The organism is Mesorhizobium sp. WSM3859, assembly GCF_002295065.1.
Lineage (GTDB): Bacteria > Pseudomonadota > Alphaproteobacteria > Rhizobiales > Rhizobiaceae > Mesorhizobium.
Genome location: NZ_NSGG01000005.1, coordinates 24,008 through 39,963, shown reverse-complemented (window position 1 = coordinate 39,963; position 15,956 = coordinate 24,008). Strand labels below are relative to the sequence as shown.

Here is a 15,956-nt window from a genome sequence, read left to right as displayed (position 1 = left end):
GCGGCATGCATGGCCGATCGACCCTGGGAGGATAGACGATGCCGCTTGCGATGAACCGTGAGGTCTTCATTACCTGTGCCGTGACCGGCTCCGGCGGCACGCAGGACCGCTCTCCGCATGTGCCGCGCTCGCCCAAGCAGATCGCCGATTCGGCGATCGATGCGGCGAAGGCGGGCGCCGCGATCGTCCATTGCCATGTGCGCGATCCCGAGACCGGCAAGCCGCGCCGCGACGTGCATCTCTACCGCGAAGTAACCGAGCGCATCCGTGATGCCAATGTCGACGTGGTGCTGAACCTCACCGCCGGCATGGGCGGCGACATGGTGTTCGGCTCGCCCGAGGCGCCGTTGCCGCTCAACGAAAAGGGCACCGACATGGGCGGCGCCACCAACCGCATGGAACATGTGCGCCAGTGCCTGCCGGAGATCTGCACGCTGGATTGCGGCACGATGAACTTCGCCGAGGCCGACTATGTCATGACCAACACGCCCGGCATGCTGCGCGCCATGGGCGGCATGATGACGGCGCTGGGCGTGAAGCCCGAGATCGAGGCCTTCGACACTGGGCATCTGTGGTTCGCCAAGCAGCTGGTCGAGGAGAAGGTGCTCAACGCCGACGCGCTGGTGCAGCTCTGCATGGGCGTGCCGTGGGGCGCGCCGGACGACCTCAACACCTTCATGGCGATGGTCAACAACGTGCCCTCGACCTGGAACTGGTCGGCCTTCGCGATCGGCCGCAACCAGATGGCCTATGCCGCGGCGGCGGTGCTTGCCGGCGGCAATGTCCGCGTCGGCCTGGAAGACAATCTCTGGCTCGACAAGGGCGTTCTGGCCACCAACGCGCAGCTGGTCGAGCGCGCCGCCAGCATCGTCACCAATCTCGGCGCCCGTATCCTCGGGCCTGAGGAAGTGCGCAAGAAGCTCAATCTCACCAAACGGGCACCGATCGCGGCCGCTGCATAAGCATGATCCCGAAAAGTGGGTAACCGGTTTTCGGACAAGATCATGCTCAGAAAAGACACCGGGAGTTGGTCATGGCTGATACCGTCAAATTCACCGCGATGAAGGACGGCGACAGGGAAGACTATGAATTCCTGACCGCTCATGAGACCGACTATGCCGCCAAGACCGGCGACCGGCTGCTCGATGCGCTGGTGCAGCTCGACGAGGGGCTTTCCGGCTACAAGATCACCCGGCTCGGCCATTCGCTGCAGGCGGCGACGCGTGCCTGGCAGGACGGCGCCGACACCGACTGGATCGTCTCGGCGCTGCTGCACGACATCGGCGACATCTACGCACCCTACAACCACGACGAATATGCGGCTGCGATCCTGAAACCCTTCGTGCGCGAGCAATGCACCTGGGTGGTGGAAAAGCACGGCGATTTCCAGCGCCTCTATTACGCGCATCATCTGGGCGGCAACCGCCACGACCGCGACCGTTTCGCCGGGCATGCCTATTTCGACGATTGCGACCAGTTCTGCGAGCGCTGGGACCAGTCGAGCTTCGATCCCGACTACAAGACGCTGCCGATCGAGTTCTTCCGGCCCTTCGTGCTCGAAGTGTTCGCCCGCAAGGCCTACGACCCGGCGGTGATCCGCGCCGGCGAGCGCGTCGCCCTTACCGACCCCGATACAGCCAAGACAAGAACCGGAGCCTGACCATGAGCATCATCAACAAGGCGGCCGCCATCGGCGGCGGTGTCATCGGCGCCGGCTGGGTGGCGCGGCTGCTGCTCAACGGCATCGACGTGTCGATCTTCGATCCGGATCCGGAAGCGTCGCGCAAGGTCGGCGAAGTGATGAAAGGCGCGCGCCGCGCCTATAAGCAGATGCTGCCGGGCGGCCTGCCCAAGGAAGGCAAGCTCACCTTCGCCAAGACCATCGCCGAAGCAGTCGCCGACGCCGACTTCATCCAGGAAAGCGTGCCGGAGCGGCTCGACCTCAAGCACAGGGTGCTGGCCGAGATCGACGCGCATGCGCCGGCCAACGCCATTGTCGGCTCCTCAACCTCCGGCATCAAGCCCACCGACATGCAGGTGGCGATGAAGAAGCACCCGGAGCGGCTGGTCGTCGGCCATCCGTTCAATCCGGTCTATCTTCTGCCGCTGGTCGAGATCGTCGGTGGCGAGCAGACCTTCCCCGAGGCGATCGAGGTCGCCAAGGAGCTCTACGCCTCGATCGGCATGAAGCCGGTGGTGGTGCGCAAGGAGATCGAAGCCTTCGTCGGCGACCGACTGCTCGAGGCCGCGTGGCGCGAGGCGCTGTGGCTGGTCAAGGACGGCATCTGCACCGTCGAGGAACTCGACGACATCATGCGCTATTCCTTCGGCCTGCGCTGGGCGCAGATGGGCATGTTCCAGGTCTACCGCGTCGCCGGCGGCGAGGCGGGCATGCGTCACTTCATGGCGCAGTTCGGACCCTGCCTGAAATGGCCGTGGACCAAGCTGATGGATGTGCCGGAATTCAACGACGAGCTGGTCGACCTGATCGCCATCCAGTCGGACGAGCAGGCGCATGGCCTGTCGATCCGCGAGCTGGAGAAAATCCGCGACGACAATCTGGTCGCGATCATGGAGGCGCTGTCGAAGCAGAACAAGGGCAAGGGCTGGGGCGCCGGCGCGCTGCACAAGGACTATACCAGGCAGCTCGCCAAGCTGGCGGCGAAGAAGGCTTCCGCCAAGGTTACGGCTAAAGCCGAAGCGGCCAAGCCGGCGAAGAAGGCCGCAAAGCCGGCAAAGGCCGCAAAACCGGCCAAGGCGGTAAAGGTCGAGAAGCCGAAGAAGAGCGGCAAGAAGAAGGGCTGAGGCGATGCATTTCGGTCTTTCGGAAGAACAAAAGCTCATCGTCGAGACGACGCGCGCCTTCGTCGAGAACGAGCTTTACCCGCATGAGCGCGAGGTGGAGCGCACCGGCGAGTTGCGCCGCGAGCTGATCGACGAATTGAAGGCGAAGGCGATCGAAGCCGGCCTCTACGCCGCCAACATGCCGGCCGATGTCGGCGGCGCCGGCCTCGATACGGTGAGCTGGCTGCTCTACGAAAAGGAGCTCGGCCGCGCCAATTACGCCCTGCACTGGACCTGCGTGGCGCGTCCGTCCAACATACTGCTCGCCGGCACGGCGGAGCAGCGCGAAAAATACCTCTTTCCCTGCATCCGCGGCGAGAAATGGGACTGCCTGGCGATGACCGAGCCCGGCGCGGGTTCCGACCTGCGCGGCATGAGGGCGACCGCTGTGGAGGACGGCTCGGACTGGGTGCTCAACGGCACCAAGCATTTCATTTCGCATGCCGACATCGCCGACTTCGCCATCGTGTTCATGGCCTCGGGCGAAGAGGATTCGCCGCGCGGCAAGCGCAAGAAGATCACCGCCTTCTTCGTCGACAAGGGCACCAAGGGTTTTACCGTGCGTGACGGCTACCGCAACGTCTCGCATCGCGGCTACACCAACTCGATCCTCGAATTCGACGACTGCCGCCTGCCGGCGAGCCAGGTGCTCGGCGAGGTGCACAAGGGTTTTGATGTCGCCAACTCCTGGCTGGGCGCCACGCGGCTGCAGGTCGGCGCTACCTGTCTTGGCCGCGCCGAGCGCGCACTCGGCCACGCCATCGAATATGCCGCGCAGCGCCAGCAGTTCGGCCAGCAGATCGGCAAGTTCCAGGGCGTTTCCTTCAAGCTCGCCGACATGGCGACGGAACTCAAGGCCGCCGATCTGATGGTGTTCGAAGCCGGCTGGAAGTACGATCAGGGCACGGTCACCGACCAGGACATGGCGATGGCCAAGCTGAAGGCCACCGAGATGCTGGCGTTCGTTGCCGACGAAGCCATCCAGATCCACGGCGGCATGGGGCTGATGGACGACCTGCCGCTGGAGCGCATCTGGCGTGACGCGCGCGTCGAGCGCATCTGGGAAGGCACGTCGGAGATTCAGCGACATATTATTTCGCGGGCGCTGCTGCGTCCGTTCGGAGCTTAGAGCATGATGCGCCAAAGCCGGGATCCGGCTTTGGACGGGATCATGCTCAAACGAAAAGATGACCATGCATAAACTCGAACGTCTCCTGCGCCCGAAATCGATCGCCGTGTTCGGCGGGGCGCAGGCCGCCGCCGTCGTGGCGCAATCGATCAAGATGGGCTTTGCCGGCGAAATCTGGCCGGTGCATCCGACCAAGGATGAGGTCGCCGGCCGCAAGGCGTACCGCTCGGTCGCCGATCTTCCTGGAGCGCCGGACGCCGCCTTTGTCGGTGTCAACCGGCATCTCACCATCGAGGTGATCAAGGCGCTGGCCGAGCGCGGCGCCGGCGGCGCCGTCTGCTTCGCGGCGGGCTTCCTGGAGACCGAGGCCTATGACGAGGACGGCGAGCGGCTGCAGGCGGAGCTCGTCGCCGCCGCCGGCCAGATGCCGATCATCGGGCCGAACTGCTACGGCCTCATCAACTATGCCGACGGCGCGCTGTTGTGGCCCGACCAGCATGGCGGCATCCGCCTGCCGGAGGGCGGCAAGGGTGTCGCCATCATCACCCAGTCGTCCAACATCGCCATCAACATGACGATGCAGAAGCGTGGCCTGCCGATCGCCTTCCTGATGACGGCCGGCAACCAGGCGCAGACCGGGCTCTCCGAAATGGCGCTCGGCCTGATCGAGGACGAGCGCGTCACCTCGCTCGGCCTGCATATCGAGGCTTTCGATTCCGTAGCCGGCTTCGAGAGGCTGGCGGCGCGGGCGCGCGAATTGAAGAAGCCGATCATCGCCATGAAGGTCGGCCGCTCCGAACAGGCAAGGCAGGCCACGGTGTCGCACACCGCCTCGCTCGCCGGATCTGACGCCGCCTCCGGGGCTTTCCTGAAGCGGCTCGGCATCGCGCGCGTCGATTCCATCCCCGCCTTCATCGAGGCGCTGAAGCTTTTGCACATCACCGGGCCGTTGCCGGGCTACAAATTGTCGTCGATGAGCTGCTCGGGCGGCGAAGCCTCCGTGATGGCCGACAGCGCCGAGGGGCGCTGGGTGCATTTCCCGGCCCTGACGGCCGAACACCGCGCCCATGTGAAATCGACACTCGGACCGCTGGTCGCGGTCGCCAACCCGCTCGACTACCACACCTTCATCTGGAACAACGAGCCGGCGATGACGGCGACCTTCACCGCCATGGTGTCGGGCGGTTTCGACTTGAACATGCTGGTGCTCGACTTCCCACGCCCCGACCGCTGCTCGGACGTCGACTGGTGGACGACGCTGCGTGCTTTCGAGGCCGCATTGAGGACCAACAAGGCGCAAGGCGCGATCGTCTCCTCGCTGCCGGAGAACCTGCCGGAGGAATACACCGCCGGCCTGATGGCGCGCGGCATGGTGCCTTTGTTCGGCATTTCCGAGGCCATGGACGCCGCCCAGGCTGCCGCCTTCATCGGCTGGGCCTGGCGCGAGCCGCAGGCGCAGCCGGTCGACACCACGGCAGCGGGAGCATCCGAAGCCAAGCGCGTGACGCCGGACGAGGCCGAAGCCAAGGAAAGGCTGATCAAGGCCGGACTGCCGGTGCCGAAGGGCGAGCGTGCGTCCAATGCGGTCGAGGCGGTGATCTCCTCCATGACGCTCGGCTTCCCGGTCGCTCTCAAGGCGCTCGGCGTGACGCACAAGTCGGAAGTCGGCGCTGTCAGGCTGAACCTCAAGGATGCCGAATCGGTCAGCGCCGCCGCGCATGACCTTTTGCCGCTCGGCACCGGGCTCTATGCCGAGCGCATGGTGCGCGACGGCGTCGCCGAACTGATCGTCGGCTTCACCCGCGACCCGATGTTCGGCGTGGTGATGACGCTCGGCACCGGCGGCGTGCTGGTCGAGCTCTTGCGCGACAGCGTGACGCTCATGCTGCCGGCGACGCGCGACGACATCGAGGCGGCATTGCGTGGGTTGAAGCTCTATCCGTTGCTCGAAGGCTATCGTGGCCGGCCGAAGGCCGACGTCAACGCCGCCATCGACGCCATCGCCGGCATTGCCGACTTCGTCCAGAAGAACGAAGGCGAGATCGAGGAACTCGACATCAACCCGCTGATCGTCTGCGCCGAAGGCAAGGGCGCATGGATCGCGGACGCCCTGCTGGTGCTTGGAGAAAAGAAGAATGGCTGACGTCATCACCACCCGCCGCGAAGGCGCGATCCTCGAGGTCACGCTCGACCGGCCGAAGGCCAACGCCATCGACCTGAAGACATCGCGGCTGATGGGCGAGACCTTCAAGGCGTTCCGCGACGACCCCGAACTGCGCGTCGCCATCGTCAAGACGGCCGGTGACAAGTTCTTCAGCGCCGGCTGGGACCTGAAGGCGGCCGCCGCCGGCGATGCGGTCGACGGCGACTATGGCGTCGGCGGCTTCGCCGGCCTGCAGGAACTGCGCGACCTCAACAAGCCGGTGATCGCTTGCGTCAACGGCATGGCGGTGGGCGGCGGTTTCGAGCTGGCGCTGTCCTGCGACCTCATTTACGCCTCGGACCATTCCTCCTTCGCGCTGCCGGAGATCCGCGCCGGCACGCTGGCTGATGCCGCGACGATCAAGCTGCCGAAGCGCATTCCCTACCACATCGCCATGGACCTCCTGTTCACCGGCCGCTGGATGGATGTCGCCGAAGCGCATCGCTGGGGCCTGGTCAACGAGGTGCTGCCCAAGGACAAGCTCGAGGAGCGCGTCTGGGAGATCGCAAGGCTTTTGGCCAGCGGCCCGCCGCTAGTGTTCGCCTCGATCAAGGAGACGGCGCGGGTGGCCGAGGCGCTGACCTTCCAGGACGCCATGAACAAGGTGACAAGGAGGCAGCTGCCGACGGTCGATATCCTCTACGGGTCGGAAGACAATATAGAAGGCTTCCGGGCGTTCGCGGAAAAGCGTGATCCGGTGTGGAAGGGAAAGTGACACCACGGAGATGACGGCGTCATCCATCGTGACCGACTACAAAACCCTGATCGACGCAGAGACCTGGGCCTTCATCGAGAAGACCAACTCCTATTATCCGCCGGATACGATCGACTACACGATCGAAGAGCAGCGCGCGATCTACGACCGGATGTGCCGGGAGTTCTTTGCCGGCTATCCGCAAGGCGTGACGGCGGAGACGACTGCCGTTGCCGCACCAACCAACAGCATCTTGATCCGCATCTACCGCAACGCCGTTCCGGACGGAGCCGCGATGGTGCTCTATATCCATGGCGGCGGCTTCATCCTTGGCGGGCTGGACAGCCATGACGATATCTGCGCCGAGCTTTGCGCCCGCACCGGCTTCGAGGTGGTGTCGCTCGATTACCGGCTGGCGCCGGAGCATCTGCACCCGGCGGCCTTCGACGACGCCATGGACGCCTTCGAATGGGCCGCCAAGACCTATGACTGCCCGGTCCTGCTCTGCGGCGACAGCGCCGGCGGCAATCTTTGCGCCGCGGTCGCCCACGCCACGCGCGGCCATGCCAAGAAGCCCCCCGGCCAGGTGCTGATCTATCCCGGCCTCGGCGGCGACCACTCGAAGGGCTCTTACGTCACGCATGCCGAGGCCCCGATGCTGACGGTGCGCGACCTCGACTTCTACAAGCATGTCCGCACTGGCGGCATCGACATGACCGGCGACATCACGCTCTACCCGCTCGCCGACGCCGATTTCGCGAACCTTCCCCCGACCGTGCTGATCACCGCCCAATGCGACCCGCTGTCGTCCGACGGCGAAGCCTATCGCGACCGCGTCGTCGCGGCCGGCGGACGCGCCTTCTGGTTCGAGGAGCCGGGGCTGGTCCATGGTTACCTCAGGGGCCGGCACATGGTCGGCCGAGCGCGGACCAGCTTTACCCGCATCGTCGAGGCAATTTCGGCGCTCGGCCACGGCGACTGGATCTGGTGACCCTAGAGCGTTTCACCGTTTCACGGAAACGGCGAACCGCTCTATCTCCTTGTTTTTGCGCAATTCCGGACGGAAAACCGCTCACACTTTTCCTGGAATTGCTCCAGGGCGCTTTCCGCTCCGCTATCCTCCCATGAACCTTTCCGCGCCGGCCCGCGACTGATGGCCAGGCGCCGCAATGGTGCGGTCCGGAAAGGAAAGCCGCCATGACCAGAAACCCAGGGACTTCGCGGTCTCCGGGAACAACGGGAGTCCAGCGCGATCACCGCCTTCGGGATGGCGTTGACGCGCTGGGCTTCCGGCTGATTCCGTTGACCCTGCGGAAGAGCCGTCGTATCGTCGCAGAGAGGAAGGCAGACAATTCGATCGGGGAAGAACGTGCTGCAACGCCGCGCCTTGCCCTGGTTGGCGCGGCAAGAATGGACGTTTCTCCCAGCGGCTTCGGGGGGAGTTCAATGTCTGGCGTTCGCGGCTCGTTCCTGCGTTCCCGTGGCGGCCGTTTGCGCCGCGCAATCGCGACAGGCAGCGGAATTCTCGCTTTGGCGCTGTCCGCCGGCCTCTTTCTCGGCGGCGCGGCGAAGGCGCAGGAGATCATCTATCCCGGATCGATGGCGGTCACCGGCTTTCCGGGCACCATCATTCCCGATTTCGATCAAGGTCTGCCGCCCGGCGTCGACCCAGTCGACGAGACCTTCATCGACACGTCCCGCGCATCCTTGCGCATTTTCGACGTCTCGCATCTCGGCGGGCCGGCTTCGGGTCAGCTTGTCTTCACGCCGCCTCCCTTCGAGGTGACTGCCGGTCAAATCGGCGAGGTGTTCGGCCTCGCCTATGACGATGGCATCCGCGACGGCGTACCCTCGGGCGTTCCCAACCTCTATGCGGCCGCGACCTCGCTGCATGGTATCGAGATCGTCACGCCGGACGCCGACGATGACGGCAGGCCGGAACGGCAGCGCCGCGGCGCTGCGGGCGCGGTCTTCATGGACGGCCAGTTCGGCACCGAGAATGGCGGCGGTCCGGGCACGATCTGGAAGATCGACGGCATCACGGGTGCCGTCTCCAAATTCGCCGACATCGACACCGACAGCGGGCCAGGCATCGGCAACCTCGCCTTCGATCCGACCCATCGTGAGTTCTTCGCTTCGGATCTCGACACGGGGCTCATTCACCGCATCGATATCGAGGGCAATCTGATCGACAGCTTCGACCATGGCGTTGCCGGGCGCCCGGCGCATGGGCTTGCACCGATCGCCGACGACGGCGCCGCGATGGACATCCAGAGCGCGGCCTTCGACGCCGAAGATCCCGCGACCTGGGGCTATACGCAGGATGCGCGCCACGTCTGGGCCGTCGCCTATCATGGCGGCCGGCTCTACTATTCCGTCGGCGAGAAGGCCGAAATCTGGTCGGTCGGCATTGCAAGCGACGGAAGCTTTGCCGGCGATCCGCACTGGGAGCTGACGGTCAAGGCGGAGCAGGACTATGCCGTCACTGACATCGCCTTCGACAACAAGGGCTTCATGTATCTCGCCCAGCGCGGTCCGGTCGAGAACCGCTACGATTACAGCCGCTTCGCCGATTCCGGCAAAGGCGAGCTGATCCGCTACTGGCGCGAGGATCCGGACGATCCGGCGACGGAATCGGCCTGGGTCGAGGTTCCAGAGGAATATGCGGTCGGCTTCCCAGAGGGTAACCGCCAGTCGGCCGGCGGCGTCGACCTGCAATATCGCTACGATGCCGAAGGCAATCTCGACACGTCCGTCTGCACGGACACCGTCGTCAACACCGGCGACAAGCTGCGCGACAATCCGGAGCTTGCCGAGCGGCTCGCCGGCGGTGGACCGCTTGCCGTGCATGGCGTGCAGCTGACGCCGAGCGCGCTGGTCAAGCCGGCCAACGTGCCGCCCTTCGGCTCGTGGTTCATCGACTTCGACGGCTATTTCGAGGACCCGGACGTGCAGGGCCATGTCGGCGACGTCAGAGTCTGGCGCCCCTGCGAGGGCCGTGCCGGCTTTTACGAGGAAATCCCCGGCGGCGGCTATCTGCCTCCGTTCTATCCGCCCGACTTCCCGCCGCCCGGCAATCTGCCGCCCTGCGTCGATGTCGAGGACGTGCATTATTACTGCACGCCGCGCGGGCTGCGGGCCGAACTCACTCTCCATGACCATGCCGGCTTTGGCGGCGATTCGATCAAGGCGCAGTCCAGGACGTCCGGCGTCGGGGTGACCACCCCCATGTCGCATGTCCCGGGCAAGCCCTACACGATCGACATCACCGGCCATGATCCGGGCGACACCGTCAATGTCGGGCTCTGCTTCTACCGCAAGTCCGACCAGGACAAGGGTGGCTACTATCCTTGCTGCAAGATGACGCTGCCGCTCAGGACGCCAGCCGTCGACTGCGAAGCGCCGAGGAGGGAAAGATGAGCGATCTCGCCCATTCCCGCTTCGCCTCGCGCAAAACCGTCATGGAGACGATCATGAAACCCCTGTCATATGCCAGGCGCGGCGCGCGCTGGCTGATGGCGGCCGGTATCGCGGTCGCCATGATGCCGGCCCTGCCGGCGCTCGCCCAGGATAAGGCTCCGGCCACGGCCAGCCAGGCCGCCAACCCAGCGTCGCGCGGCATCAACGCGGAACTTGCGCGGATCGTGCCCTTCTTCACCAAGAAAGGCGGCCAGAGAAGCTGTGATACGGTCGAATATGTCCTGAGCTTCGGCATCCACGGCGACCCGCAGGACTTCGACCGGCCGAGCGTGGCGGCCTTGCTCAAAGCAACAAGGCTCGATTTCAGGGACCAGCTGCCGCACGGCCTGCAGATAGTCAGCGTCGATGTCGCCGGCGACGGCACCAGCGCCTCCGGCGGACCGCTGCCGGCTGCTTCAATCAGCATGTCGGCCGGTCCGAACGACACGGCGAACGTTTCCAACTTCCGCATCAGCGCTGCGAACCTCGATGGCGCGGGTGCTGCGAACGAGCGCGTCATCACCTTCCGCATCACCGCCAAGATAGACCATGCGACCTTTCCCGTGCCGGCGACGGTCGACAACCAGGGAGAGATCAAGGTTTCGCTGCGGGGCGGGCCGGCAACGACCATCCCCTCGCAGGATCCGGACAAGCCCGACGACGGCGATTTCCTCACCGGGGTGAAAACCTCGATCAGGATCGACCCGACCAAATGCAACCCGCCGCCTCCGCCTCCAAGCAAGGAGTGCTTCAAGGTCGAGCACGGCACTGTCGATTGCGTGCCCGGCGGCGGCGCCTTCATCTACCACATGCCGGTCGGACCCGAGATGGGCGGCAAATGGGTGCAGGTGTCGACGACCGCGCCCGGCATCACCATCGTTCCCGACACGCAGAAGGTGCCGGTCGGCGGCGGCGTGCTGAACTGGAAGATCATCGGCGCCTCGCCTGGCGAGGCCATCCACCTTATCGTCACCGGCATCGAGACCTATGCCGGCCCGAAGGAAGGCTGGGGGCTCTGCTGCACGCAGGTCATCGACATCGTCATCCCGCGTGACCTGAGATGCCCGCCGAAGGACAAGGAGCCGGACCTCAAGGTCGAGAAACATGCCGACGTGCCGCGTTGCACGATGGCCGGCGGCTGCGACTTCACCATCACGGTCACCAATGTCGGCGACGCGCCCTATAACGGCAAGATCGTGCTCGACGAGGTGACGTTGCCGGCAGGCTCCGTGCTGACCTCCGGGCCGAATGCGCCCTGGGTCTGCGTGCCCGGCACGACGCCGATGACCTGCACCTACCCGGCAACGACGCTCAACCCTGGCGCCTCGGTCAACCTCAAGCTAGGCTTCAAGCCGGCCGGCGGCTGGCAGGGCGGCGCGTTGCGCAACTGCGCCGCGTATGACTACCAGGCCAGCGGCAAGCCGCTGTTCGGCAGCCAGCAGAATGACCGCGGCTGCGCCTCGATCCCGATCTGCCGCCGTGGCGATCGCGATCCGCAATGCAATCCGCCGGTCGAGAAGAAGGTCGACCTGATCCTGAAGAAGCGCGCCCGCGCCCCGGTCTGCACGCCGGACGGCGTCTGCTACTTCGTGATCGACATCATCAACAACGGCACCGGCACCTATAACGGGCCGCTGACGGTGATCGACACCTATCCGGGCGGCGCGCCGACCTCGTCGACCTTCGGGCCGAGCCCGCCCTGGACCTGCGGACCGAACGGCGCCGGCCAGTTCCGCTGCGACAATGCCGGCATCGCGCTGCCTCCGGGCGCCTCGACGCCGATCGTCGTCAAGGCGGTGATGCCGGCAAGCTACCGGCCGGACACGGTGGAGAACTGCGCCGAGGTGAAAGGCATTCCCGGCGAGGTCGACCTCGCCAACAACAAGGCCTGCGCGACCGAGCGCATCCGCCATCCAAATGGCGGCCAGCCCGGCCTGCGCATCGGCAAGACATGCGGCGGTTCGCTGGCCGGTGCCGCGGCTGTTTCCTGCCGGATCACCGTCACCAATGCCGGCACCGCCGCTCCGACTGGCCAGGTACGGGTCAGCGATGCCGCCGCGCTGGTGTCGGGCGGAGCGCCCGTCCAGATCCAGACCGTCACCCCTGACGGCGCGGAGTGGAGCTGCGGTCCGGTGCCTGCAAACTCGCTGTCCTGCCAGATTCCCGGCGCCGTCATGGCGCCTGGAACCAGCCGGCACTTCGACGTGACGGTGAGCGGCAATGGCGCGTTCGAGAACTGCGCGCGCGGCAGCTTCGGGCCGGCGCCTGGCGACGACATCGTCTATCCAATCGGCCAGGCCTGCGCGAAGGGCGGCGGCGCCTCCACCGTCCGTGTGGAGAAGACCGGCGATGCCGAGTGCCAGCCGGGACAACCCTGCTCGTTCGAGATCACCATCACGAATGAGGGGCCGAACCCCTTCTCCGGTCCGGTCCGCATCGGCGATGCGATCGGCGTGGAGGGTCTCGGCCGGCTGGAAGGCGTTCAGATCACCTCGATCGATCCGCCCTTCGGCTGTTCGCCGGAGCCGACGACGCTGCCCGCGTCCTGCATCGCTGACCTGACGCTGGGCGTCGGCGAAAGCCACAGCCACCACGTCACCGTGATCCTTCCGGAGGATGGGCGTCTTGCCGCTCTGCAGGGCACGGTCAGCGGGCAGAACTGCGTCGGCGTGCTTCCTCCGAACACGCCGGTGCAGGGCGGCGGCGACACGCTGTCGCGCGACCTGACCAACGTCCAAGGCGATCGCGGCAAGGCTTACGCGTGCCATCCCTTCACCATCCGGCGTGAGGTGAAGATCCAGTGCTTGTATGGAATGGTGCTGAACTCGGCCGGCCGTTGCGTCTGCCCGGAGGGCACCACCTTCCGCAACGGCCAATGTTCGGCTAGTGGGGGCACAGGCGGCGGCACCAAGCTCCTGCCGCTGCCGCCACCGCCGCGCTGCGTCCTGCTGCAGGGCCAAATCCGGACCGAGGATGGACGCTGCGTCTGCCCGCGCGGCACCGACCTGGAAAATGGCAAGTGCGTCAAGGGCGGAGAGCCGCAGGAGCCGCAATGCACGCTGCGCCCAGGCCAGTACCGCGATCAGGACGGCAATTGCGTGTGCCGCCGCGGCGAGCTGGTGAACGGCGTGTGCCAGGTCGCTCCACCGAAATGCACGATCCCTGGCGCGGTGCCGACATCGAATGGCTGCACCTGCCCGGACGGCACGCATCTCGACCGCATTGCCAAGGCTTGCGTGCCTGACAGACAGCCGCCTGCCCGGTGCCGTATCCGCGGCCAGGTGCGCAATGCAGATGGCGACTGCGTCTGCCCGAAGGGGACGGCGCTGAAGGGCAAGGCTTGCGCGCCGATCAGGAAGCCGCAGACGTGCTCGATCCGCGGCCAGGTCCTCAACAAGCGCGGCGCCTGCGTGTGTCCGCACGGCACCGAGGTGATAGAAGGCAGATGCGGCACGTTCGAAGACGCTGAATGCGCTCCGGGCTCGCAGATGATCGACGGCATTTGCCAGCCGATTATCAGGCGGCGCTGCCCGGTCGGCACGACCGGACGGTATCCGGATTGCTTCCCGATCCGCCGGCAGCCGGGCTTGGGGATCAATCCGAACCTGCTGCTCAACCCAAACATCCTGCAGCAGCTGGTGCCGCAGCGACAGCCGCGGCGTGTGCTGCAGGACCCGGCGGGCGCCAACATCCAGAACTTGAAGCCGTAAACCAGGCGGCTGAAGACCAAGACCCGCCGGAGCGATCCGGCGGGTCTTTCTTGTCCCGCGCTTCCCCTTTCGGCATCTTCCTCCTGTTTAGCCGCATTTCCGCAACTCCAAGTGATTCCACTTGGGCGCAAAATGCTCTAGGCAATCCCGAGATCTGCATCCGCAACAGAGGCCGCGCCATGAGCAAGAAGACCCTGATCGCACCGTCGGTGCTGGCATCGGACTTTTCGAAACTCGGCGACGAGGTCGAGGCGGTGGCCGCAGCCGGCGCCGACTGGATCCATCTCGACGTGATGGACGGCCATTTCGTGCCCAACATCACCTTCGGCCCGCCGGTGATCAAGGCGGTCCGCAACCGTACCAAGGCCTTTTTCGACTGCCATCTGATGATCGCGCCGGCCGATCCCTACCTGGCAGCCTTCGCCGAGGCCGGCTGCGACGGCATGACGGTGCACGCCGAAGCCGGGCCGCATCTCGACCGCTCGTTGCAGACCATCAAGAGCCTCGGCAAGAAAGCCGGCGTTTCGCTGAACCCGGCGACGCCGGAGACGGCGATCGAATATGTGCTCGACCGGCTGGACCTGATCTTGATCATGACCGTCAATCCGGGTTTCGGCGGGCAGGCCTTCATCCCGTCGATCGTCGACAAGGTGAAGCGGGTGAAGGCGCTGATCGGCAGCCGTCCGATCCACATCGAGATCGACGGCGGCGTCTCGGCCGAGACGGCGCCGCTGGTGACCGCGGCCGGCGCCAATGTGCTGGTGGCGGGCGCCGCTGTCTTCACGGGCGGCAGCGTCGAAGCCTATAGAGCAAATATCGAAGCAATTCGCACGGCTGCCGATGGGGCCACCAGCTAAGTATATACGACCGTACCGTCTCTCGCGAGAGTTGCAAAGCCGCAGCGCTTATTGAACGACTTTTCAGTATATGATGCGGTGCAGCAATAGCGGTTTCTTTGTCGAGATTCTACTTGACGCATTCAATAGACCAGCCGCCTTGTCTTAAAGTCGAATATCATCATCTTCCGCTTGAGCCCCCCTTGCCCGGCTGTATGATACATGTACGGGAAATTGCTTGACCGAGGGGCCCTGACAAAACTGGGCAAGCAATAGGAGTTCATTTGACACACGGAACTGCCGATCCGCGCGACGGCAAGGGCGCCAAGAGCACGCTGGCCAGTTCAGTGTACCAACAGCTCCGCGACGATCTTTTGCGCGGCGCGCTGGAGGCCGAGAGCAAGCTGCGTGTCGAGTGGGTCGTCTCGCGCTACGGCGCGGGCGCGTCACCGGTGCGCGAGGCCCTCAACCGACTTGCCGCCGAAGGCCTGCTCGGGCGGCATGACCAGCGCGGCTTCTTCCTCATGCCCGTCAGCGCCGCGGAACTCGAAGAACTGACGCGAACGCGGTGCTGGTTGGAGGAACGGGCGCTGCGCGAATCCATTGCTCACCGCACGGCTGAATGGGAAGAACAGTTGGTGTTGGCCCTTCACCGCCTGGCCCGTGCCGAGCGTCGCCTGCCGGAGGATCCCTCGACCAACGATCCGGAATGGGAGAAGCTGCATCGCGCCTTTCATCGCGCGCTGATCTCAGCATGCAGGTCGCACTGGCTGATCGGCTTTTGCGACCAGCTTTCCGACCAGGCCTCGCGCTACCGGCTGATCTCGCAGAATGCGCCGGGGATGGGGCGCGACGATCTCGGCGAGCACCGCATCATCGCCGAGCGCACGCTGGACGGCGACGCCGACGGCGCGGTCGAGGCGCTTCTCAACCACTACCGCCTCACTGCCGCGATGTGCATGGAACGCTTCGCCCAGGGCTATGACCCGAGGGCCGGTATTGCCAAGGCGCGCCGCAGATAGCGACTGACAACCATCCCGCGGTTTTTGCTCCGGCCGCCAAATCTGGTATTCGCTCGGGA

General features: G+C 65.5%; 11 protein-coding genes. All 11 read left to right on the top strand.

Annotation, left to right across the window (positions count from 1 at the left end; translation table 11 throughout):
- Positions 1-38: 38 nt before the first annotated feature.
- The 11 genes from CK230_RS12765 (at position 39) to CK230_RS12715 (ending at position 15,897) form a co-directional block, all read left to right on the top strand.
- A complete protein-coding gene (locus tag CK230_RS12765; protein WP_095817539.1) occupies positions 39-962 on the top strand; it encodes a 3-keto-5-aminohexanoate cleavage protein in 924 nt (307 codons plus the stop codon).
- Positions 963-1,033: 71 nt separating this feature from the next.
- On the top strand, positions 1,034-1,660 hold the full coding sequence (locus CK230_RS12760) for an HD domain-containing protein (protein ID WP_095817851.1): 627 nt from the start codon (positions 1,034-1,036) through the stop codon (positions 1,658-1,660).
- A gap of 2 nt (positions 1,661-1,662) precedes the next feature.
- A complete protein-coding gene (locus CK230_RS12755; RefSeq protein WP_095817538.1) occupies positions 1,663-2,805 on the top strand; it encodes a carnitine 3-dehydrogenase in 1,143 nt (380 codons plus the stop codon).
- Positions 2,806-2,809: 4 nt separating this feature from the next.
- A complete protein-coding gene (locus CK230_RS12750; RefSeq protein WP_095817537.1) occupies positions 2,810-3,973 on the top strand; it encodes an acyl-CoA dehydrogenase family protein in 1,164 nt (387 codons plus the stop codon).
- Between the two features lie 64 nt (positions 3,974-4,037).
- Positions 4,038-6,116 (top strand): acetate--CoA ligase family protein, encoded by a 2,079-nt coding sequence (locus CK230_RS12745; protein WP_095817850.1) that lies wholly within the window; start codon positions 4,038-4,040, stop codon positions 6,114-6,116.
- Positions 6,109-6,891, top strand: coding sequence for a carnitinyl-CoA dehydratase (locus CK230_RS12740; RefSeq protein ID WP_095817536.1), 783 nt, complete (start codon positions 6,109-6,111; stop codon positions 6,889-6,891). The genes CK230_RS12745 and CK230_RS12740 overlap by 8 nt, the downstream gene beginning before the upstream one ends.
- 28 nt (positions 6,892-6,919) lie before the next feature.
- A complete protein-coding gene (locus CK230_RS12735; protein WP_095817849.1) occupies positions 6,920-7,861 on the top strand; it encodes an alpha/beta hydrolase in 942 nt (313 codons plus the stop codon).
- A gap of 455 nt (positions 7,862-8,316) precedes the next feature.
- Positions 8,317-10,290, top strand: a complete 1,974-nt coding sequence (locus CK230_RS12730; RefSeq protein ID WP_095817535.1) for a hypothetical protein — start codon at positions 8,317-8,319, stop codon at positions 10,288-10,290.
- Positions 10,287-14,039, top strand: a complete 3,753-nt coding sequence (locus tag CK230_RS12725; protein WP_095817534.1) for a DUF11 domain-containing protein — start codon at positions 10,287-10,289, stop codon at positions 14,037-14,039. The genes CK230_RS12730 and CK230_RS12725 overlap by 4 nt, the downstream gene beginning before the upstream one ends.
- A 179-nt stretch (positions 14,040-14,218) precedes the next feature.
- Positions 14,219-14,896: a ribulose-phosphate 3-epimerase gene (gene rpe, locus CK230_RS12720; RefSeq protein ID WP_095817533.1), complete on the top strand. Its 678-nt coding sequence runs from the start codon at positions 14,219-14,221 to the stop codon at positions 14,894-14,896.
- A 263-nt stretch (positions 14,897-15,159) separates the two neighbouring features.
- On the top strand, positions 15,160-15,897 hold the full coding sequence (locus CK230_RS12715) for a GntR family transcriptional regulator (RefSeq protein WP_095817532.1): 738 nt from the start codon (positions 15,160-15,162) through the stop codon (positions 15,895-15,897).
- Positions 15,898-15,956 lie beyond the last annotated feature (59 nt).